The sequence below is a fragment of the Bacteroidota bacterium genome, from assembly GCA_008933805.1.
Classification (GTDB): domain Bacteria; phylum Bacteroidota; class Bacteroidia; order UBA8524; family UBA8524; genus SB11.
This window is the reverse complement of sequence record WBUH01000005.1, coordinates 221,557-243,920: the sequence shown is the minus strand read 5'-3', so window position 1 is coordinate 243,920 and position 22,364 is coordinate 221,557. Positions and strand designations below refer to the sequence as shown.

The window sequence follows — 22,364 nt, the reverse complement described above, 5'->3', positions numbered from 1 at the left end:
TTATCTTTATATTATAGATAACGTCCCTTTACCTACCCATATCCTATAAGTAAGCGAATATGAAAAAAGCAATCCTAATTTCTTCGTTTTTAATCTTTTGCATCCAAAGCAAGGCACAACTGTTTGTATTTTCTCTTAACCCATCGGCAAGCATTGGCCAATTCAAGGGGCTTAATCATGTGATTGACCGTTACAACGAAACCCGTCAGGGACAAAACGGTGCAGCAACCCTAAGCCGGAATATGCGAAATATAACCTTGATGGGGAGTTTAGGATGGCGTTTAGGCATAGGTGTACCGTTTAGTAATAACGGTGGTATGACCTTTTCAATGAATCGAGTAGGACGCAGGGCGAGTACCTTTGCACAAGGAAAGGATATAAACGGTAAAACGTATCAACGCGATTTACGCTTTACTGCGAATAGTTTTAATTTAGAGGGAGGCTTTTATTACGGGGGTGCTAGTGATGGTATGCTGCTGAATTTCGGAGGCTCTTTAGACCTTATTCACCATAAAGTGTACACCCGCCTTGATGCCGCTGAATACAAAGAGGTGATGAGCGAACTTAACGTCGGCATATCTCTGTTTCTGCAAGGAGACGTGTTTCTTGCCGATTACATTTCTGTTGGCCTGCGCCCCAGCTACCAGTTTATTCCTTTAAGTACCTCTTACAAAGAGTTGAACGAAACCATCAACCCTGCCACTGCGCAGTTTGATAATGAAGACGATGTATCATCTACGGGTAGTAATTTTACCCTTTCGTTGATGCTAAGCTTTATCGTAGGGGCCGATTAACTACTTCACCCGTAGTTTATCACCGGGTTTTATTGCCCCGTCGCCCAAGTTGTTCAGCTTCTTAATATCATCCACTTTTACACCGTACTTGCGGGCTATTGCATACAGCGTTTCGCCTTGTGCTACGGTGTGGTAGGTAAAGTTAGTGGTAACGGTTTCGCTTTTTGTATTCTCACTTTTTACCTCTGCTTTTGAAACCACCAAGCGTGTTCCTACACTTATTGGACTATCGCCAAGGTTATTCAGTTTCTTCAACTCATCCACCGTCATGTTATATTTTTTGGCAATGCTAAACAGGGTTTCGCCCTTTTGCACCTCGTGATAAAAGTCGGTAGTTTTTGTATCGGGTTCTTTCTCTTTAAAGTTCTGGTTCACAATTATCTTCTGTCCCTCTTTCAATCCAAAATCCGAAAGATGGTTCAGTTGCTTCAATTGTTCCACACTCTTACCGTATTTGCGGGCAATGGCAAACAAGGTTTCACCCTTTTGCACCACATGGTACTCTACATTATCTAACTGTTTTTTATCAATACGGTACTCTTTGTTCTTCTCCTCAATCTGCACATCATACTTCTCATCGGTTTTCTTCTCTACAAACACAGGTTTCTTTTCTTCTTTTGCCACAGGAGCTTGCTCAACGGGTTCTTCTTTTTTGGTTTTTTCCTTTTTAGGGGCAGGGTCATTGGGTTTGATAACTACCTCGGGGCGCTCAATATAAGGCTCTGTTTTCAAGGTGTCAGCAAAGGGAATACGGATAATAGTCTCCGCACCTTCTATACGCAACTCAGGGGGAGTGCGGCGTTTGCGGCGCAAATACACTATCTGCCCGATAGCAGGTTCAGTGTCCTCCTTCATTCGGTTAAAGTTGTATAAGTGTTTCAATTTCACCCCATACAATTGCGAAATACTGTACATGGTTTCCCCTGTTTTCACCGTGTGGTAAGCCTCGCTGCCTTTACGGTGCTTGGGCTTTAAGTACACAATACTGCCCGGCACCACATCGCTGCCTTCTTTCATATCGTTGTAACGGTAAAACTGGCGGGGAAGTAGCCCATACACTTGGGCAATAGAAATAGCCGTTTGACCTTCCATTACCTTAGTAGCAGGGATGCCGTTAAACCTGAATAATTCTCCGGCAGCTTGTACAATGGGGTCAGGTTTAGGTTTAATTTCATCACCCTTTTTAGGCAAAGGCTCGTTTTTATCCAGCTTGTGAAGCTCGTGGCGTTCAATCAGCCCTATTAATATCTCAGCATATTGTGGGTTGGTAGCATATCCGGCTTGCTTCAGTCCTTTTGCCCAACCCTTGTAGTCTGTTATTTCTAAGTCAAACAAAAAAGCATAACGTGCATTCTCAATCAAAAACGTCGAATGGTCTACATACGACTCTTTAGCCGTTGCGTAAGCACGGAAACATTCGTGCAGTTCATCGTCGTCAGCGTAAATGGTATTACCTGTCCAGTTTTTCTTACACTTAATACCAAAATGGTTGTTTCCTTCCGTAGCCAACCTACTGTTTCCGTTGGCACTTTCCAAAATACCTTGTGCCAAAGTAATACTGGCAGGTATGCGTGCACGTTCCATTTCGCCTACGGCAAGCTCTTTATAGGTATCAATATATTCCTGAACCGTCATCTTCTTATCTTGGGCAAAGCCCGCTGCCAACCAAAGGCACAGGAGTATCGAAAAAGCTGTCTTTTTAAGCATAATATACCACTATAACGTAATCAGTTTCAAAAGTATTTGCACCAAACATCAATACAGGGGGTTAGTTGTACACTTTTCAACACTTAACAGGGTATTGTACAAAAAGGTAAAAACATGGGATAATTGAAACTTTGGAGTAGATTTTGTCGCCTAATACGCAGCTAACCTTTTAGCTTTACAGTTTTAAATTAAATTTGTCGGACGTAAAACAGATATTCTTATTGTGAGAAAATTACTGATAGTATGGCTGGCCGCCTTGTTGCCCGTTTTAGCCGGGGCACAATTGGTGTTGCCCGCTACATGGAGTTTTAGTGTTTCTAAAGGCGATGTGAAGGTAGGCGATGAAGTAGAGTTGATATTTAAGGCCGATATACCCAAAGATTGGTATATGTATTCTAACGAATTTAAAGGCGATGGCCCTATAAAGGCGGTCTTTAAATTTGATAAGAACGCTACTTATAAGTTGGTGGGCGGTGTAAAAGCAATTAACCCCATTACCAAGCAGGATGAGTTTTTTGGCGAAGTAAAAATATTTAAGAAGAAAGCTGAGTTTAGACAAAAGGTTAAAATATTAGCGGCTAACCCGGCCATTAAAGGGACTGTAGTAGAATACCAGATATGCAGCGATATAGACGGGAAGTGTGTTTTATTTAACGACGAAGAAGGCGATTTTGGCAAACTGCTGAAAGTGAGCGGTGGAGCGAACGTTGTAGTTGAACCTTCTCAACCTGTGGATGAGTCGTCAATAACTGAAGAGGGTGGTGGTAATTGCTGTGATGGAATAAAAGAAATTACCGATGCATTAAGGGCAAAAGGAATTATTGACCCTGTATCTTCAGCGCCAAGTCATCAAAGTAATGATACTTCAAAAGCAGCCAAAGACACAAGCGGTTACCACAGTACATCTATACTAGAAGGCGGTAATTGTGAAACCAAAAAATTTGTTGGAGAAAGTGGTATTGTAGAAGCAAAAGAAGAAGACGATAATCTGTGGGTATTTTTTCTTGTAGCGTTCGTTTCAGGGTTAGTAGCGCTGCTAACGCCATGTGTGTTCCCCATGATACCCATGACAGTTACATTTTTCCTGAAAAGCAGCTCAAGCAAGGCAGTAGGTAGGCGTAACGCTATCCTTTACGGGGTATTTATTATTCTTATTTATACCCTAATAGGAACAATTTTCTCGCGCATATTTGGAGCCGTTGGAGCAAACTGGTTTAGCACAGATGCTACGGTTAATACTATTTTCTTCTTAGTGTTTGTCATCTTCGCTATATCGTTTTTTGGCTTGTTCGAGATTACATTACCTAGCGGGTTTATTAATAAAGTTGATAAACAAAGCGATAGGGGAGGGTTAATAGGTGTATTTTTTATGGCCTTTACCCTTGTTTTAGTATCATTCTCTTGCACAGGCCCCATCGTAGGCAGCATTTTAGTTGAAGCATCACAAGGCAGCTACCTTCGTCCTATCGTAGGTATGTTAGGTTTCTCTGCTGCATTTGCACTTCCCTTTACTTTATTTGCCATATTTCCTAATTGGCTGCAAGGTTTGCCAAAATCTGGCGGCTGGCTTAATAGTGTAAAAGTTGTTTTAGGATTTGTGGAGCTGGCGCTGGGTTTAAAATTCCTTAGTGTGGCTGACCAAGCCTATCACTGGCATTTACTTGACCGTGAAATATATATAGCCCTTTGGATTGTAATCTTCTTCTTAATGGGTGTGTATTTGTTAGGTAAATTAAAATTTGCCCACGACAGCGATATGCCTTATTTGGGAGTACCCCGTTTGTTTTTGGCCATCCTTACTTTTGGGTTCGTAGTATATCTTATACCCGGTATGTGGGGAGCGTCATTACCCGGTTTAGCAGGCTATTTACCGCCAACCACTACACATAGTTTTAACCTGCCTGCAATGATTAAAGGCGAAGGAGTTGGCAATCTTTGCGAAAAACCCAAACACACTGAATTTTTACATCTTCCACACGGATTGAAAGGGTATTTTGATTATAAACAAGCAATCAATTGTGCCAAAGACTTAAACAAACCGTTGTTTATCGACTTTACAGGACACGGTTGTGTTAACTGCCGTAAGATGGAGGAACAGGTTTGGGCACATCCTGAGGTTTTAAGAAGGCTGGAAAAGGATTTTATTGTGGTTGCCTTGTATGTGGATGACAGAACAGAATTGCCTGAAAGTGAATGGAGAACATCTAAGTTTGATGGTAAGGTGAAAAAATCTATCGGAAAAATTAACAGCGACATACAAATTTGCTACTTTGGCAGCAATGCTCAACCCAATTATTGTTTGTTGGATAATAACGAAGAATTGCTTGCCGAGCCCAGAGGCAGTAATTATAATGTAAAAGAGTTTATTAAGTTTTTAGACGAGGCCAAAGCCTTGTTTTACAAGCGTGAAGGTATTAAACCCCCAGTTGAATAATGAGCGATGTGATTAGGAAAAACTTTTTGGAGGCCTATCAGGTGCTTCAAAATTTTTTGAGTGATGATGACAATATAAAAAGCATTGCGCGCGCCGGCGATACAATGCTTGCAGCGTTAAAAAGCGGCAAAAAGATAATTTCGTGCGGCAATGGCGGCAGCATGTGCGATGCCATGCACTTTGCCGAAGAGCTTACCGGACGTTTTAAGGAAAACCGTGAACCTATTGCGGCAATCTCAATATCTGACCCTTCGCACATTTCATGTGTTAGCAATGATTACGGCTACGAGTTTGTGTTTTCACGCTTTGTACAAGCCATCGGTAACGAAGGAGATGTACTGCTGGCTATCAGCACCAGCGGAAACAGCAAAAACGTATTAAATGCCATTGAAGCCGCCCATAAAAAAGGCATGAAAGTAGTGGGATTAACCGGAAAAGACGGTGGTAAAATGGCCGCTGCTGTTGATGTGGAAGTTCGTGCGCCGCACAGCAAATATGCTGATCGTGCACAAGAAATACACATTAAAGTAATCCATTCATTGATGGATTATATCGAAGAAGGATTAAAGGGCTAAGAAAAATTAGCGCAATCGGTTTGCACCGCGCAACAACTGCTCGTCATAATTCATGCGCGAAAGTGCCATGTAATTAAATACGGGCAAAAACAGCGGGAAAAACAATCCAACAGCAATTTCTGTATCAACTTCTTGGCTTAGCAGCCCGTGGTATTTAACACCGTAAAACACCATTAATACATACAATACCAGTATAAAGATAAAGTTGAAACTGGTTAGCAGCATTTGCAACTGCCTGTTTTTGAATAAGAAAATACCGATAAAAGCCAATCCTGATACAACTAATAAAGTATAACCCATAAGTGAAAGGTTCACACTTTCAATCACCGCCTCGTTTAAAACTTTCTCAGCCGATTTAAAATGTAAACTGATATTGCCTTTATCGTTTCCTGTCCATTTATCGTATCCCTGAATCTCAAGATAAGAAGGATTAAACAATAGAAGAAGTGCCGCTATCACAGCAATAATAAAAAGATAAACAGTTTGAATGCGTTGTATCATGCCAGGTTAGTAAATCGCCTCAATATTACAGCTTAAAGTTTGCACAAAAATGCATATTGTTTTTAAAAAAGATTAAATTTTAATCAATATGTATCTTTTAAATTAAAAACAAATGCAATCTATGCTTACGCAATATACAAAAAACATGATACCTCGCTAATTTGTTAACTCCATACCCCTTTAGTACAGGGTTTAATATAGCAACAAACAAAAATTTACCAACCACAAAAATTAAAAGCGTTCATCTATGGCCTAAATAAATCTTTTTTAGAACTTTGGGGTGATAAACCAACGCTGAATAATGAAACTAAAACACATAGTAGTAATGACAATATCAGTATCGCTGATGAATACGGGTTGCCGCGACAGCAATGCCCAAAAGGGTAATGGAAGTGAGCAGATTAAAACTGAATTTGAGGTGGTGAATGAACGTTTTGCCGACCTTCAGTTACTTCGTTATGAAGTGCCCGGGTTTAATGAGCTTACCCCAAAGCAAAAAGAGCTGGCATATTATTTATACGAAGCTGCACTTTGCGGCCGCGATATTATATACGATCAAAAATACAAACACAACCTTGCCATCCGCCAAACTATTGATGCCATTTACGAAAGCTACAAAGGCGACAGAACAACTGAGGATTGGAAGAAATTTGACACCTATGCCAAACGTGTTTGGTTTAGCAACGGCATCCACCATCACTACAGCAACATAAAATTTATACCCGAATGCGGTCCTGAATATTTTAAAAGTCTTTTAGCCAACAGCGATTCAAAACGGTTTCCATACCCTATAATGGGCGATACCATCACCTTGATGGATATTTTGGGCGAAGTAATATTTAACCCCGATGTCGATGCAAAAATAGTGAACCAAGCTCAGGGCATTGATAACGTAGCAGAATCAGCAAACAACTTTTATGCAGGGGTAACTCAAAATGAAGTAGAAGCTTACTATGCTAAACTAAAAGGTAAAGGCGACAGCCAACCTGAGTGGGGCTTGAACACACAAGTGTATAAAGACGAAAAAGGCAATGTGCAAGAAAGGGTTTGGAAAGTAGGCGGGATGTACACACAAGCCATCGAAAAGATTGTGTATTGGCTGAACAAGGCTATTGCTGTAGCAGAAACCCCTGAACAAAAAGATGCCCTTGAAAAGCTGGTGAAATACTACAATACCGGTGATGTAAAAGATTGGGACACTTATAACATTGCTTGGATAAAAGACGTAAACAGCACTATTGATGTAGTAAACGGCTTTATCGAAGTGTACTTAGATGCGATTGGCAAAAAAGGCTCGTTTGAAAGCGTGGTATCTATTAAAGACATGGAAGCCAGCAAACGTATCGAAACCATTTCAAAGCAAGCACAGTGGTTTGAAGATAACTCACCCCTGATGCCCGAACATAAAAAGAAACAAGTAAAAGGCATTAGTGCCAAAGTGATTACAGTGGTAGTTGAAAGCGGTGATGCCGCCCCCAGCACTCCCATAGGTATTAACTTACCAAACAACCGTTGGGTACGCGAAACACACGGTTCAAAATCAGTATCGTTGGGTAATATTGTTAATGCCTACAACATAGCGGGTGCAAAAAGTCCTATGTTGGGTGAGTTTGTATCGAGTGAAGAAGTTAAAAAACGTATTGTTGAACACGGTGTATTAGCAGGGGAACTTCATACCGATATGCACGAGGTAATAGGGCACGCATCTGGTCAGATAAACAAAGGTGTAGGCACGCCCGATGAAACGCTTAAACAATACTCAAGCACGTTGGAAGAAGCCCGTGCCGACCTTGTTGCCCTGTATTACATTATGGATAAGAAGTTGGTAGATATTGGTGTGATGCCCAGCCTTGAGGTAGGGAAGTGCGAATACGACAGCTACATAATGAACGGCTTGATTACCCAACTAACTCGTTTAAAACTTGGAGAAAATTTAGAAGAAGCCCACATGCGTAACCGTCAGTTAGTAGCTCAATGGGCTTACGAAAAAGGGAAGGCCGATAATGTGATTGAGATGTTTAAGAAAGATGGTAAAACCTACGTAAAAGTAAACGACTATGATAAACTGCGTGTTTTGTTTGGTGAATTATTGCGCGAAATTCAACGCATTGTATCAGAAGGTGACTTTAAAGCAGGCCAAGCATTGGTAGAAACATACGGGGTAAAAGTTGACCAAGCTCTTTTGGCCGAGGTGTTGGAAAGATTTAACAAATTGGATGTGGCTCCCTACAAAGGATTTATTCAGCCCAAATTGGTGCCTGTAATGGATGGCGACAAAATAAAAGATGTGAAAATTGAGTACCCTACCGATTTTTCAAAGCAAATGCTTGAATACGGTAAGAACTATGGTTTCCTTAAGCCATAATACGCTTGATATGTAAACGAAGAAGGCCCCGCAGCTTGCTGCGGGGCCTTCTTCGTTTTATGGGTTATTCCTTTACCAGTTTAATCGTTTTGCTGTTATTTACACGCAAATAATAAACACCGGATGCCAGTCCGTCTATATTTAGGGGGGTATTAAAACCATAATTGGCCTCGAAAAATACCTCACGACCTGTTGCATCCAAAATGCTGATAGCTGCATTACCCTCACCTCCGGTAACCGTAATCGTATTGTTTGTAGGGTTGGGGTACACCGTAAACGATGTTTCGGCTATAGGTTCTATTGTTGTGGTGGGCACAGTGTAAGCAACCTCAAGTGTGGGGCGTTTGTTCGGGTCGGGGTTCTCAGTGCTTCCAAAAGCCACATTTCTATAAGGTTGTTCCTCCTTTAATTTCAATACCAAACCGTAATTGTTACCCGATGCAATAATATCTTTTATCACCTCTTTCACATCCACTGTATAAACCATATCCGAGCTGGTAAAAACAGTAGAAGAACCTCTGTTTACAGTAGTTGAAGATGGCTGGTTATTCCATGTGATAGTGTTTTCTGCCCACGATTGTGTAACACGTTCAACCCAAAAATCATTCTGTCCGGCCACAGGTACGGCTACAAAAGCAGCATCATAATAAAGATTCAAAGAGGCGGATGAGATGGTTGCATTGGCAGGGATTTGCGCTAAATCAATCCAAAGAAACGTTCTAATGATGGTTGGAGTACCACTTTGTGTCCATGCATACACATAGTGTACTTTTTCGTTAGCGTAATTGTTGTTTACAGCATAATTAATCGAGGCAACTTCAGAGTCTTTGCCTTTTACTGAATCGGCAACAATGGTAACAACAGTTTGTGCGTTTAGAACAGCACCGGCAAGCATTAGTGCCAGAGTGAGAAATAAGGGTTTCATAAAAATTGAGAATTAAGGTTAAAAAATAAATTCAACCTTATTGGGCTGCCTATTTGCTGTTGTTTATTTGTACTGATGCTCTACATACGTTCAGGTTTTATTGCTAAATGCAAATATATGATTAATAGGAATATAAGCTTCCCTAAATCGACTAATGTTCCAAAATCAGCTTACGTAACATATTAAGGGCAGTAATTGCTGAGCGCTCAATAACTGCTTGCCTTGTTCCGTGAAAGTTGAATTTTAAAGGCAATACCTTGTGTTTATTGGCTACAGCAATCCAAACAGTGCCAACCGGTTTTTCAGGGGTTCCGCCATCAGGGCCGGCAATACCACTGGTTGCAATGGCGTAATCGGTTCCCAATAGCTCAATTACACCGCGTGCCATTTGCTCTACCGTTTCACTGCTTACCGCACCTACAGTGGCAAGAGTATCAGCCTTCACACCAAGTTGCCCCATCTTCACTTTATTATCATAAGAAACCAAAGCACCCATAAAGTATGCAGAACTACCGGGTATGCTGGTAATCAAATGGGAGATATAGCCACCTGTACAACTTTCAGCAGTTGCCAGTGTTTGGTTACGTTCTTTAAGCAACCTGCCAATCAGTTGCTCAAGTTTTATGTCTTCGTCGGCAATCACATACTCACCTACAAGCTCTTTTACACGGGTAGTTATTTCTTCAAGTTCGGCCAGCATGGCGGTTTCATCTTCTCCTCTTGCGGTAAACCTTAGTCTTACCGATGTATAATGAGGCAGATAAGCCAGTTTAATATGTTTGGGCAGATTGTCCTCTACAGACTCAATCTTCTTTGCTAAAAACGATTCACCAATGCCTGCCGTCACAATGGTTTTATGAACGATGTGCTGGGTGTTGTCTAATTGCTCAAGACGGGGTAGCACAAAATTCTCCATCATAGATACCATTTCATACGGTACCCCCGGCATAGAGATAAAGATATGTCCGTCTTCTTCAAACCACATACCCGGTGCAGTACCTTGGTGGTTAAAAATGGTTACACAATTATCGGGCACCAATGCTTGCTCAAGGTTCACGTCCAGTATAGGCAAGTTGCGGGCTTCAAAAATTTTCCGGATATGCTCTTCTACAGCTATCTCTTTGCGCCAGCCGCTGTTAAAATAGGTGGCAAGGGTTTGCTTGGTAAGGTCGTCTTTGGTGGGGCCAAGTCCGCCCGTAATCAAAATAATGCGGGCGCGGGTTTTGGCATTATTAAGGGCACCAATAATATGCTCAACATTATCACTAATTGCTGTTTTTTGAACAACCTCAACACCTATTTTATTTAATTCACGGCCAATCCATGCCGAGTTAGTATCTACCACCTGCCCTATAAGCAGCTCGTCTCCAATGGTTATTATTTCGCAGTAGTTGTTCACAGTTTTATAGCGTTTTCGATTTCAAACCTACGGTTTTAATCCGTTCTAAAAATAAAAAAACAAAGGCCGTAAAAAGTTTTTCTCAGCCTTATTTATTTAACAAAAAAAGCAGCCCTTGGGCTGCTTTTCAAATTTATTTCGTCAAACTATTAATGTTCGTGTCCGTGATGATGGTTGTGTCCGTCACCTTCATGGTGTTCTTCTTCCTCTTCTTCAAGTCCGCCGCTTTGCGAAAGTATTTGTTGTATTTTCTCCAAACGGTTGCTTTCAGAGGCAGTAAGGCCGTTAGCCACTGCTTTTTGGTTCAATAATTTGTAAATGGGTACATACTTATCGTTTATCTGTTTGTTGATGCTGTACATCACAAACATCATAATCCAGTTACCGCTCATGTCTTGGCTTTGCAATAACTCTTGGCCTTTTAGCGTACGGTCTTCGTCACCATTCACCATGTGTGCACCTAAGCCGGTTGCCAATAAAAATACTCCGTCACCTTTAGCAGTTTCAAACTCTTTGGTAAACCAGCCCATGTAATCACCGGCACCGTATTTACCCAATATGTATAGGTAAAGTGAGCGCATTTGCTCGTTCTTCATTTTTACATATTCAGCTTCGGCAAATTTTACAGCAGTGGCACTATCAATGCGGGCAAGAGCTGATATTGCTTCACCGGCAACAAAGTACGACGAATCGTTCAACAACTTAGTAAAGATAGGAGCGTAGGTGGCGTCGTCCATTTCGCTGATGATATCAATCGCCTTAGCACGCACGGTAGATTTTTTATCACTTTCAGCAATTATACTGATACGACGGGCTAATTTCTCGTTGTTAGCAGCCATCTCAGCATCTTTAATAATCTTCAATGCCTTAAGACGTACTGACCAAAAACGGTCGCCCATAGCAGTTAACACCATGCTTTCTCCCATTTCATCACCGCTGCTCACAAGCTCTTCAGCTTTGGTGATTGCTTCCATACGGTCCATATACAAGGGGCCTTCTGTCAATTGTGCCAACCATTGCTCGTTGTTTTTGTATTCGGTTTTCTTGGCAAGCAACATCTTTTCAGCATCAAAGTTTACCCAACGTACTTTTCCTGCGGGGTTAAATTCAAAACGCTCAAAACTCTCATCAATAACTATCTCTTCGGTAGTTTTTCCGGTCTCAGTATAAATATCAACTTTCAAAGGCAGTTTATATACCGATGGAATGTTCTCACCGCTTTGTTGTTGGGTTACCTCAATCACATAAACACCGTTTTCTTCATCATAACTGTGGTTGATGTCCAACACAGGGTGGCCTGCACTGTAAAACCATTGGTTAAAGAACCAGTTAAGGTCTTCTCCGGTTACTTCTTCAACCGCAAGACGCAATTGGTGCATCTCAACCGATTTGTATTTATTTTGGGTTAGATAAATGTTCAATGCTTTAAAGAAAGCATCGTCGCCAACGTATTTGCGCAACATATGCAATACACGGCCACCTTTTTGGTAGCTGTGTGCATCAAACATATCATCGGGTTTATCGTGGTTAAAGCGAACTAATTCTGTTTTCTTCTCTTCAGCCTCGCTTAGGTAGCGGCTCAAATCTTCGTCAAGGTGTTCATCAGCTTCCTCACGACCATAAGCGTATTCTCTCCACAAGTACTCACCATAAGTGGCAAAGCTCTCGTTTAGCGGCAAGTTGGCCCAGCTTTCGGTAGTTACCAAATCACCAAACCAGTGGTGGAACAACTCGTGCGAAATCACATCTTCCATCGGTTGGTCAATGTGCATACGGTCGTCGTGTTGCAACATATCAAAGTGTATCACAGCTCCGGTATTTTCCATTGCACCCGATACAAAATCACGCACAACTATCTGGTGATACTTTTCCCAAGGGTAATCAACGCCTAGTTTTTTAGAGAAAAACTCAATCATTTTTGGAGTATTACCAAAAATCAGGCGGGCATATTTTTCATATTCCTTCTCCACATAGTAGTTCACCTCAATATTGCGCCATTTGTCTTTCACAATAGAGAACTTACCTACGGCCATCATAGCAAGGTAGGGAGCATGGGGAAGGTTTTGTTTCCAGTGGTCGGTACGCGTACCGTCTTTATTCACTTTTGATGCGATAAGCTTACCGTTACTTAGGGTAACGTATTGCGTATCCACCGTCATAATAATCTCTTGGGTAAAACGCTCGTTGGGAGAATCAAACGTAGGAAACCAGCACGATGAAGCTTCGGTTTCGCCCTGTGTCCATATTTGGCGGGGTTTGTTTTTGTCTTCCAACAAAGGGTTTATAAAGTACAAGCCTTTATCTTCGGTAATAGCTGCTTCAGCCTTCTCAGTATCAAGACCGTCTGAAGGCAATTCATTAGGTTTGGCAACATAGTTCACAAACAAGGTCAATTCCTCATTGGCTTTATATTCCCTACCCAACTTTATTTTAAGTTTGGCAAGGTTCTCATACTCATATTGTAATGGGGTAGTATTGTTCTTAGCATCCACCACAAATACTCCTAAAACGTCAAATCCTTTAGCATCCAACTCAACCGTTGATGTTGGGTAGAAATAAGGTTTTAGAGTGATATACGCCTTACCGTACATGTGTTGTTTTTCATAATCAAACTTCACATCCAGTTTAGTGTGGGTAATATCAATCGTGCGGGTTTTTGATGCCTGATAAGGAGCAAGGGTTTGTGGTTCAGGGTTCCAGTCGTAATCGCCTGTATATTCATCTCCACCGTCCCAAGCGGTAGTGTCGGTAGCCCATTCGGCTTCGGCTATTGCTTCCGCCATCGCTATTGAGTCCGCCATCCGGGCTTCATTGGCAGCGATTTCTTCCGCCGTAAGTTTCTTTTTAGATTTACAGGCCGCTACTGCTACAAGCCCTACCAAAAGCACCACAAGTAATTTGCGCATAAAGGGATTTTTTTAATTATGAGGTTTTGCTGATTTTTGAGAAATTTTTATCCAATGATAAAGGCAAAAGTAAACGATAAACACGATTATACAATTACAGATAAAGATAAACTAATCGAAATAAACGGCGAAGCTGTGCACCCTGATGTGTACCGTGTTGACGAAAAACGTTTGCACCTTTTGCTTGAAAACAAATCGTACAATGTAGAGATGGTGGGCTTTGATGCAGACACCAAAACCTACACCGTAAAAGTGAACGGGACTAAGCATACGGTAGCGGTAAAAGACCGCTTTGATATTTTGCTTGACCAAATGGGAATGGGCGCGGCTGCGGGAAGCAAGCTGAACGAAATTAAAGCCCCGATGCCCGGACTTGTGATAAAAACCTTGGTACACGCAGGCGATAGCTTTAAGAAAGGCGATGCGTTGTTGGTGCTTGAAGCCATGAAAATGGAAAACATTTTAAAAGCCCCTGCCGACGGTACTGTGAAAGAAGTGGTGGTAAACCCCGGCGACAAGGTGGAGAAAAACCAAGTACTTATTAAGTGCTAAAAAAGATTCCGATTAATCAATGTGGATGGGGTTAAACCCAATACTATTAAAATTACCTCCTTGCAAAGGACTTAAGTCCTCCGCAGGGAGGTAATTACAAAAGCGGCAGGCTTAAACCTGCCGTAATAAAATAGAACATAAACTATACTCTTACTATACTTCTCGGCGGCAGTTTTATTGTGTACACAAAAGTTTGCACTTTGGCCTAAGTGTTAAAATGTTTTACCCAAACCCATAAAACACCGCATTAACTTTGAGGGTTGCTGCAATTACGGGCTGTCTGCCTTCGTTATGCAGTATATAGTGTGTGGTGAAAAAGGCGTTTAAAATAATAGGGTATTTGGTGCTTGGCTTTGCAGGTCTTGTGTTACTGGGCATTGCAAGCATTTACATTTTCAGCAGGCCTATAAAAGATAAAGTTACCCAAAGCATCAGCAGCCAACTTGCCGTTAAAGTTGCCATTAGCGATATCGGTCTTTCTGCTTTCAAAAACTTCCCTTACATCACTGTTAGCTTTCAAAACATTCGTGCTGCTGAGTCTTCAAAAATTACAGGCTCACAGTTAATGACATTGCAAAGCCTCTCGGTAACCTTAAATCCTTTAAACCTTATACGCGGACAATACAGGTTTGAGGAAATTGTGTTGCAAAACGGCAAACTAAAAGCAGCACAAGACGGCGAAAAAAATAACTTCTCAATTTTTAAGCCCGATGGTGGCAAAGGCGGGGATAAATTCAAACTGGTGTTTGAAAAGATTACCCTTGCCAACATACAGTTGCAACACATTGATGTGCAAAAAGGCGATACCATTGGTGTATTAGTAAACAATGTGCAGTTGCAAGGCAGCTTTGATGAAAAAGAGTTTTTGGTAAACACCAAGGGCAGTATAGTGCCCCAGCAACTAAAATTCGACGGGCAAACATTGCGCATTGCCAAACCCGTTACCTTTCAAACCTCGTTTAAAGTTAACCGACCCGATACTTCATATAGTTTCACACAAACCAAACTTACGGTTGAAGATTTTAACTTCATCGTAAACGGTAAGATAACCACCCGCCAAAAAAGCAACCACATCAACCTGCAACTACTGGGCGATAACTTAGGGCTGCTGCAATTACTGGAATTAATCCCCAAAAAATACCTGCCCAACATCAGCGATTACCAAACCGATGGTAAGCTGGAATGCAGGGTGAGTGTTTTGGGTGAATTAGGACAGGGCAAAACCCCGGCGGTGGATGCCACGTTTAAAATTGCTAACGGCAGGCTTGCCAAAGCAGGATTGGACGTACAAATGACCGATATTCAGTTGTCGGGCAAATTGAAATACGAGCAACTAGGAGATTTTACATTATCGTCGTTAGAAATCCCTCAGATAAAAGCCTCGGTTAACGGTGAGCGTGTGCAGGGCGCGGTAAGTTTACTAAACCTATCCAACCCTATTGTAAAAGCTAAGATTGAAGGCACCTTCAACCTTAAGCAGTGGGCGCAGTTATTTAAACCGGAAAACATTGAAACATTAGAAGGGTTGGCTACTTTAAATCTTGAGATGGAGGGCAAAGTATCCGACTTTAACAAGAAAACAGAAACACTTCCGGCCTTATTTCAAGGGACACTAACTGCCAAAAATGTAAAGCTGGCGCTAAAAGGCAGCCCCTATAAGTACGACAATGTAAACGGACATTTATTTGCCGATAACAACCTCTTAGATATAGATACCCTGTATGCCCAAATAAACGGCAACTCATTGGGTATTAAAGGCAAAGCACACCACCTGCTGGATTATATGTTCAGCACAGGTAAGACCTTAGAGGTAGAAGGTCATCTTATCAGTCCGCACATTGATATTCCTTCACTGGCAGCCGTTGGCGGTGATAAGAAAACCGAAGACACCCTTGGATTCACCATTCCGGATAATATTACCTTCAAGCTAAAAAGCCACATTGCCAAACTCACCTTCAATAAGTTTCTTGCCCGCAACGTATCAGGCACAGTGGCGGCGGGCAATAAAGTGATTACGCTTCAAAACCTTGATTTTGATGCTATGGGTGGGTCGTTTGCCCTTAGCGGCAACGTTTTTGAAAAGACAGGCAAACAGTTTGTTATCAGTGCCCAGTTAGAGGCTCAGAAAGTTGACATTGAACAACTGTTTTACCAGTGCAACAACTTCGGGCAAAACCACATAACCTCCGAAAATTTAAAAGGAACGCTAACCACCCGTTTACAATTAGTCGCTCTGTTGGATAAATACCTGAATATCGACGTGTCGAAGCTATTTGTTACTTCACACTTGAGCATTACGGGCGGAAGATTATATAATTACGCCCCGATGCTTAAACTCTCAGGGTTTGTTGACGTAAACGATTTGAAAGACATAGCGTTTGAAAAGTTGGAGAACAATATCGAGATAAAGGATAACAGGATAATAATTCCTCAAATGGAGATTAAAAACAGTGCCTTGAATTTGTTGGCCGAAGGTTATCACACATTTGAAAACTACATGGAATACAAATTTAGGTTGAAGTTGAAGGATGTGTTGTCTAAGAAATTTAACAGGAAAAAAGCTTCGACGGGTAATTATGAAGAAGACAAAGAGGGGATAAACATTTTTATTTTGATGAAAGGCCCTGCTGACAACCCTACGGTAACGTATGACCGTAAAAGTGCCTTTAAAAATGTGAAGGAAAATATTAAGACTGAAAAAAATACGTTGTTACAGTTATTACGGGATGAGTTTGATATACAGAAGAAAGACACGAAGGACAGTGACGGAAAAACGCAGGATAAGAATAGAAAGAACGATGAAGAGGTAGAAGAGTGGGAAACTGACATACCCCGATGAAAGAAAAAATCAAAAACCTGCCGAATGTGGATTAAAGGGTATTGTTTTTGCTAACAAAAAACAGCACTTTTGCCCGTTGGTGGCTTAAAATATTATTGCCAATGATTAAGAAGACGTTCATATACTGGCTGGCGATAGCACTTATACTGCCCGCTTTTGCAGCAGCACAAACACAACCCGAGGATGAGTATCCGCGTGATATGTTGGCTGCGCTTGACAGTTTAACCGTGCTTTTGAACCAAAACTGCACCAAGGCGAATGCCGGTAAGTGTTTCGACCCATCTGTGGATGAGGAGAATACTGCCTCGTTGAGCCTTAACCCTGCTGATGTTCAAAAAACGTTGGACATGATGGAGTCTGGTATTCCATTAGATTACAACAAGCACGTTGAAGGGTTTGTGAACCTATATGCAGTAAGGAAGAAACAACTTACCGAACGCATCTTAGCCCTTTCTGAATACTACTTCCCCAAGTTTGAAGAAATATTAGACCGCGAAGGACTACCCCAAGAATTTAAATACCTTGCCGTGGTAGAATCTGCCCTGAACCCACAAGCCCAATCATGGGCAGGTGCTTGCGGTTTGTGGCAGTTTATACACAGCACAGGCTTGGCCTATGGGCTAAAAATCAACGGGATGGTGGATGAACGCCGCGACCCTGAAAAAGCTACTCTTGCTGCTTGTCAATACTTTAAAAACAGCTACGAGCTTTACGGCGACTGGTTGTTAGTAATTGCCTCATACAACTGCGGTCCCGGAAACGTTAATAAGGCTATCCGCAAAAGCGGTGGAAAACGCAGCTTTTGGGAAGTAATGAAATACCTTCCGAAAGAAACACGCGGATACGTACCTGCATTTATTGCGGTGGCTTATGTGATGAACAATGCCGAGCAATTGGGACTAAAACCCGCTGAGTTTGATATTCATGAGTTGGTTGAAAACGTTGAAGTTGACCAGTGGGTACACTTTGGCCAAATGAGCAAAGTGTTAGGCATACCCATGGAAGACCTTGAGTATTTAAACCCTGAATACCGCAAAAAAATTATTCCTGCCAGCACATCAAGCAAGCACACCATCACATTGCCCTATAAGTATGCAATGCGTTTTGCTGAATTGAAAGACAGTGTATATGCTACTCCTTTTAGTGATTACAGCAAAGAGGAAGAAGCTGAATACCTTAGCAAACGCGTAGTGCACAAAGTACGCAAAGGCGAAACCTTGGTGAAGATTGCTAAAAAGTACGGCGTCAAAACCAGCGACTTAAAGGCATGGAACATTATCAAAGGTAACTCGGTGAAACCGGGTAAGAAGTTGGTAGTGTATCAAAAGGTGAAAGTGAAACCTAATAGCAAACCATCGAAAGAAGACGAGGAAGTGGAAACCGAAGAGGAAGAAGTGAAAATGGCTGCCAAGGATAAACCAGCACCGATAGTTGTTGTGGTTGATAGTGCAAAAACAGCTGCCGCCGATAGTGCTGCACAGGCTGCTAAAACCCAAACTCCAAAACAAAAGCCAACCACCACCGTCAACACAATGCGCTACCACAAGGTAGAGCGCGGAGACACTTTATACAGTATCAGCAAGCAATACGGGCTTACCGTTGAAAAACTAAGAGTTTACAACCAGCTACCCAAAAATGCCGTTATTAAACCGGGCACCAAGCTAAAAATAACCCCCGGTAGCTGATTTACTTTATGAAAAACCCTGTAACGCTAATTGTATCGCTGCTTCTCCTTGTTGGTTTAAACTCGTGCGGAGAAGGAAAGAAAATTGATAAAAACCGTCCAAAGTTGCCCAATGCAATAGGGCACATGGGCGAGATAGCAATAGTAGGGGATGGGTTGTTGTTTGAAGGCACCGTCCGCGAAGCCTTCGATTCAGTCTTTGATATTCGTCAACCGCATTTATTTAACGACGAGGGCTATTTCCGCATTTTTGATGTACGCCCCGAAATGTTTCAAAGCGTCTACAAATCATACAGTACCCTGCTTATTATCAAGGTGCAAGATGATGGCTTTGATACCCGCAGAATATTACCGGCCCCCTATAACACACTTTCCGATTCGCTTAAAAAAGCCAACGATACAGCAGCTATCCGTATATACACCAAAAAGAACATTTGGGCGTATCCGCAGCAAGTAGTGTTTTTGTACGCCAAAAATCACGATGTTCTGCACCGTTATCTGTTAGACGGACGCAAAGCCATCCTTGATCTTATGTTGCGCACCGAGGCAGAAACCTTTGCCGTGGCCAACAAAAACGAACGTCAAGACTCAATAGGGAAGTTTATCAAACAAAATTTCGGTTTCACAATGGATGTGCCTACCAATTTCCGTGTTGCCCGTTACGAGGAAAAAGGCAACGGTAAATTTGCATGGATACGTCGCGAAACCCCGCATATTAGCCAAGGCTTATTAATATACACCCAGCCCTATACCCGTAAAGAACAATTAGGGGCAGAAGAAATGGTGCTTAGCCGCGATTCAGTGGTTGAGAAATACATCCCCGGAAGTGTTGACGGCAGCTACATGACTACCGAAAAAGCCTTTCCGTTTGCTACCAAAGCGTTTGAGTTTAACGGTAAGTATTCAGTTGAATTACGCGCACTTTGGAAAACCGAAGGCGAGTTTATGGGCGGGCCTTTTTACAGCATCACAATGATTGACGAAGCCGCCAGTCAGCTAATCACCGTTGAAGGTTTTGTGTATTCTCCCCGCTACGATAAAACCCAATACCTGCGCCAAATGGAAGTGATTGTGAAATCACTGTCGTGGCAGTAATCTTATTCTTTTACGAGATTAGATCTAAGCAAAAACTTAGTAATGATATTTACAAGCAATGATGATTATAGCATCATCAGTTACTTTATAAACCAAACGGTGTTCAAGGTTTATTCTTCTTGACCAGTAACCTTGTAATTCATGTTTTAGTGCTTCAGGTTTGCCTGAGCCTTCAAAAGGATTACGTATGGTTTCAAGAATTAAAGCATTAATCTTTTGAGTAATTTTTTTATCAAGAAGTTGCCATTCTTGGTATTGTTCAAATGCCTTAAGCGAAAACGTAACTTTTCTCATCCAATCTCATCGATTTGAGAAAAGCTGAAAGACTTTGTTTCACCATCTTCTACCTGTTTTATTGAAGCCATCAACATATCTCTGTTTGCTCCATTTTGCAGCAAGTAGTCGGTTTCATCTATATCCACATCAACAGTAAGGGTAATATTCTTTCCTTTAAACATCTTTTTTAATGCTTCTAGAAAATCTGGATTTAACTCCTCAGCCTTGATGTGAAAAATACTTGTCATAAGTAACTCAAATATACAAAATTCAAGCCTAAAATAATAGCTTACCCAATCTTCAGTCCCAACTCAACCAATTGCTTGGGATTAATTGCACTGGGGGCTTCAATCATGGTATCGCGGCCGGCGTTGTTTTTAGGGAAGGCCATAAAATCACGGATACTGTCGGCACCGCCAAACAGTGAGCACAAACGATCGAAACCAAAGGCCAAACCACCGTGCGGAGGGGCTCCGTATTCAAAAGCGTTCATCAAAAAGCCAAATTGCTCTTGTGCTTCTTCTTTAGTAAAGCCCAGCAAATCAAACATACGGCTTTGCAATGCCTTATCATGGATACGTATAGAACCGCCGCCAATCTCAACACCGTTTATCACCATGTCGTAAGCATTGGCACGCACAGCACCGGGTTTGGTATCAATCAGGCCAATGTCCTCGGGTTTGGGTGAAGTAAAGGGATGGTGCATAGCAAAGTAGCGACCTTCCTCCTCATTCCATTCCAACAACGGGAAATCCAATACCCATAGTGGTGAGAACTTGTTTTTATCGCGCAAGCCCAACTGGTTAGCCACTTCAAGCCTCAAATCGCCCAATGCTTTTTGGGTTTTTTCGATAGCACCGGCAAGTATCAAAATCAAATCACCTTCTTCGGCACCAAAGGCTTTCACCCATTCTTGCTTTTGCTCAGCAGTAAAAAATTTATCTACGGTAGTTTTCAGCTCGCCGTTTTCCATTTTGCCCCAAATCATACCGCTCATGCCGCGTTTAGGGTCTTTTACAAAATCGGTAAGCGCATCCAGTTGCTTACGGGTGTAGGTGGCACAACCTTTGGCGTTTATCCCTGCTACCAACTCAGCATTGTCAAACACTACAAAACCGGTAGGTTTTTGCATAATGCCGCCTTCATCGGCTACCAACTCCACAAACTTCATATCAAAACGGGTATCAGGCTTATCGCTACCGTAATAGCGCATAGCATCTGCATAAGTCATGCGTGGAAACTCATCAATCTCAACACCTTTTACGGTTTTAAACAAGTGGCGGGTCATACCCTCAAACGTGTTCAAAATATCCTCCTGCTCCACAAAACTCATCTCGCAGTCTATTTGTGTAAACTCAGGCTGACGGTCAGCACGCAAATCTTCGTCCCTAAAACATTTCACAATTTGGTAGTAACGGTCAAAACCTGATACCATCAACAACTGCTTAAATGTTTGGGGGCTTTGGGGCAACGCATAAAACTCACCGGGGTGCATACGCGAAGGCACCACAAAATCCCTTGCACCTTCAGGGGTCGATTTGATTAGCACAGGCGTTTCTACCTCAATAAAATTTTGTCCGTCAAGATAATTACGGGTTTCACGCGCCAATTGGTGGCGTAACTCCATATTGCGACGTACCACATCACGGCGCAAGTCCAGATAGCGGTACTTCATACGCAGCTCGTCGCCGCCGTCGGTATTTTCTTCAATAGTAAACGGGGGTGTTTTCGCTTCATTTAATATAGTAAAGCTATCCACCAATATTTCAATTTCGCCCGTAGGCATTTTTAAATTCTTGTTGCTGCGTTCGGCTACTTTACCACGTGCCTGTATCACAAACTCGCGACCAAGTTTACGGGCTTCTTCACAAAGGGGAGCGTTGGTTTCCATGTTAAACACCAACTGAGTAATCCCATAGCGATCTCGCAAATCAACAAACGTCATACCGCCCAAATCGCGCGATTTGGCCACCCATCCGGCCAGTGTAACCTCATTGCCAATATTGTTAATCGTAAGTTCTCCGCAAGTTGTTGTTCTAAACATGGTATTTTCTAAAAAGTGCAAAAATAGCAATGATTATCTATCAAACCCCAAGCAAGTTGTTTTTTGAGAAAAGACTTTCCTTCCGTTTTTGTGAGGTTTAAACATTAATTAATTGAAACTATTGAGCCGAAATTGAGCAAATAATAAGTTTACCAAGGACTTTAGAGATACTGTTTAACTATCAACACATTGTTACACAACTGTATAAATCTTTTGCACGATAAAATTGACGGGTGTTAACAAAACGCTAAATTTGCGCAACCAAAAG

The 22,364-nt window shown here is 41.9% G+C and carries 16 protein-coding genes; 8 read left to right on the top strand and 8 right to left on the bottom strand.

Annotation, left to right across the window (positions count from 1 at the left end; genetic code table 11):
* The first annotated feature begins 59 nt into the window (after positions 1-59).
* Positions 60-794 carry a hypothetical protein gene (locus F9K23_07375; GenBank protein ID KAB2917012.1) on the top strand — a complete coding sequence of 245 codons (735 nt, stop codon included), beginning with the start codon at positions 60-62 and terminating at the stop codon, positions 792-794.
* Here the strand turns inward: F9K23_07375 and F9K23_07370 are convergent, their stop codons facing one another.
* Complete coding sequence (locus tag F9K23_07370) at positions 795-2,501, bottom strand: LysM peptidoglycan-binding domain-containing protein (protein ID KAB2917011.1); 1,707 nt, start codon at positions 2,499-2,501, stop codon at positions 795-797.
* A gap of 214 nt (positions 2,502-2,715) precedes the next feature.
* On the opposite strand from F9K23_07370, the gene F9K23_07365 reads away from it, so the two are divergent.
* Together F9K23_07365 and lpcA are read left to right on the top strand one after the other, a co-directional pair.
* Complete coding sequence (locus F9K23_07365; protein ID KAB2917010.1) at positions 2,716-4,935, top strand: DUF255 domain-containing protein; 2,220 nt, start codon at positions 2,716-2,718, stop codon at positions 4,933-4,935.
* Positions 4,935-5,510, top strand: coding sequence for a D-sedoheptulose 7-phosphate isomerase (lpcA, locus tag F9K23_07360; protein ID KAB2917009.1), 576 nt, complete (start codon positions 4,935-4,937; stop codon positions 5,508-5,510). The genes F9K23_07365 and lpcA overlap by 1 nt, the downstream gene beginning before the upstream one ends.
* Positions 5,511-5,516: 6 nt before the next feature.
* Here the strand turns inward: lpcA and F9K23_07355 are convergent, their stop codons facing one another.
* Positions 5,517-6,011, bottom strand: coding sequence for a DUF4293 domain-containing protein (locus tag F9K23_07355; GenBank protein KAB2917008.1), 495 nt, complete (start codon positions 6,009-6,011; stop codon positions 5,517-5,519).
* Between the two features lie 301 nt (positions 6,012-6,312).
* Between F9K23_07355 and F9K23_07350 the strand changes: the two genes are divergently transcribed.
* A complete protein-coding gene (locus tag F9K23_07350) occupies positions 6,313-8,376 on the top strand; it encodes a dihydrofolate reductase (protein KAB2917007.1) in 2,064 nt (687 codons plus the stop codon).
* 64 nt (positions 8,377-8,440) lie between these two features.
* On the opposite strand, the gene F9K23_07345 is transcribed toward F9K23_07350, so the two are convergent.
* The 3 genes from F9K23_07345 to F9K23_07335 form a co-directional block, all read right to left on the bottom strand.
* Positions 8,441-9,301, bottom strand: a complete 861-nt coding sequence (locus tag F9K23_07345) for a DNRLRE domain-containing protein (protein KAB2917006.1) — start codon at positions 9,299-9,301, stop codon at positions 8,441-8,443.
* Positions 9,302-9,452: 151 nt separating this feature from the next.
* On the bottom strand, positions 9,453-10,700 hold the full coding sequence (locus tag F9K23_07340) for a competence/damage-inducible protein A (GenBank protein KAB2917005.1): 1,248 nt from the start codon (positions 10,698-10,700) through the stop codon (positions 9,453-9,455).
* Between the two features lie 149 nt (positions 10,701-10,849).
* Complete coding sequence (locus F9K23_07335) at positions 10,850-13,606, bottom strand: M1 family peptidase (GenBank protein KAB2917004.1); 2,757 nt, start codon at positions 13,604-13,606, stop codon at positions 10,850-10,852.
* A gap of 54 nt (positions 13,607-13,660) precedes the next feature.
* Here F9K23_07335 and F9K23_07330 point away from each other — a divergent pair, with 54 nt between their 5' ends.
* The 4 genes from F9K23_07330 to F9K23_07315 all read left to right on the top strand — a co-directional run bounded on the left by F9K23_07330 (position 13,661) and on the right by F9K23_07315 (position 19,776).
* Positions 13,661-14,158, top strand: coding sequence for an acetyl-CoA carboxylase biotin carboxyl carrier protein subunit (locus F9K23_07330; protein ID KAB2917003.1), 498 nt, complete (start codon positions 13,661-13,663; stop codon positions 14,156-14,158).
* Between the two features lie 307 nt (positions 14,159-14,465).
* Positions 14,466-16,997: an AsmA family protein gene (locus tag F9K23_07325; GenBank protein ID KAB2917002.1), complete on the top strand. Its 2,532-nt coding sequence runs from the start codon at positions 14,466-14,468 to the stop codon at positions 16,995-16,997.
* A 101-nt stretch (positions 16,998-17,098) separates the two neighbouring features.
* Complete coding sequence (locus tag F9K23_07320) at positions 17,099-18,682, top strand: transglycosylase SLT domain-containing protein (GenBank protein KAB2917001.1); 1,584 nt, start codon at positions 17,099-17,101, stop codon at positions 18,680-18,682.
* 8 nt (positions 18,683-18,690) lie between these two features.
* Entirely contained in the window at positions 18,691-19,776 is a 1,086-nt protein-coding gene (locus F9K23_07315) for a DUF4837 family protein (GenBank protein KAB2917000.1), read from the top strand.
* Between the two features lie 36 nt (positions 19,777-19,812).
* Here the strand turns inward: F9K23_07315 and F9K23_07310 are convergent, their stop codons facing one another.
* Genes F9K23_07310 through aspS form a run of 3 tightly spaced genes read right to left on the bottom strand, consistent with a single transcriptional unit; the run spans position 19,813 to position 22,096 of the window.
* Positions 19,813-20,070 (bottom strand): Txe/YoeB family addiction module toxin, encoded by a 258-nt coding sequence (locus tag F9K23_07310; GenBank protein KAB2916999.1) that lies wholly within the window; start codon positions 20,068-20,070, stop codon positions 19,813-19,815.
* Positions 20,067-20,300: a hypothetical protein gene (locus F9K23_07305; protein KAB2916998.1), complete on the bottom strand. Its 234-nt coding sequence runs from the start codon at positions 20,298-20,300 to the stop codon at positions 20,067-20,069. Before F9K23_07305 ends, F9K23_07310 begins: the two co-directional genes overlap by 4 nt.
* Before the next feature lie 41 nt (positions 20,301-20,341).
* On the bottom strand, positions 20,342-22,096 hold the full coding sequence (gene aspS / locus F9K23_07300) for an aspartate--tRNA ligase (GenBank protein KAB2916997.1): 1,755 nt from the start codon (positions 22,094-22,096) through the stop codon (positions 20,342-20,344).
* Positions 22,097-22,364: the final 268 nt, after the last annotated feature.

Excerpts from the sequence above, each read along its gene's own strand:
- F9K23_07335 (KAB2917004.1), bottom strand. The coding sequence starts at position 13,606 with ATGCGCAAATTACTTGTGGTGCTTTTGGTAGGGCTTGTAGCAGTAGCG.
- F9K23_07330 (KAB2917003.1), top strand. The coding sequence starts at position 13,661 with ATGATAAAGGCAAAAGTAAACGATAAACACGATTATACAATTACAGAT.
- F9K23_07305 (KAB2916998.1), bottom strand. The coding sequence starts at position 20,300 with ATGACAAGTATTTTTCACATCAAGGCTGAGGAGTTAAATCCAGATTTT.
- F9K23_07315 (KAB2917000.1), top strand. The coding sequence starts at position 18,691 with ATGAAAAACCCTGTAACGCTAATTGTATCGCTGCTTCTCCTTGTTGGT.
- aspS (KAB2916997.1), bottom strand. The coding sequence starts at position 22,096 with ATGTTTAGAACAACAACTTGCGGAGAACTTACGATTAACAATATTGGC.
- F9K23_07375 (KAB2917012.1), top strand. The coding sequence starts at position 60 with ATGAAAAAAGCAATCCTAATTTCTTCGTTTTTAATCTTTTGCATCCAA.
- lpcA (KAB2917009.1), top strand. The coding sequence starts at position 4,935 with ATGAGCGATGTGATTAGGAAAAACTTTTTGGAGGCCTATCAGGTGCTT.
- F9K23_07350 (KAB2917007.1), top strand. The coding sequence starts at position 6,313 with ATGAAACTAAAACACATAGTAGTAATGACAATATCAGTATCGCTGATG.
- F9K23_07320 (KAB2917001.1), top strand. The coding sequence starts at position 17,099 with ATGATTAAGAAGACGTTCATATACTGGCTGGCGATAGCACTTATACTG.
- F9K23_07345 (KAB2917006.1), bottom strand. The coding sequence starts at position 9,301 with ATGAAACCCTTATTTCTCACTCTGGCACTAATGCTTGCCGGTGCTGTT.
- F9K23_07355 (KAB2917008.1), bottom strand. The coding sequence starts at position 6,011 with ATGATACAACGCATTCAAACTGTTTATCTTTTTATTATTGCTGTGATA.
- F9K23_07370 (KAB2917011.1), bottom strand. The coding sequence starts at position 2,501 with ATGCTTAAAAAGACAGCTTTTTCGATACTCCTGTGCCTTTGGTTGGCA.
- F9K23_07310 (KAB2916999.1), bottom strand. The coding sequence starts at position 20,070 with ATGAGAAAAGTTACGTTTTCGCTTAAGGCATTTGAACAATACCAAGAA.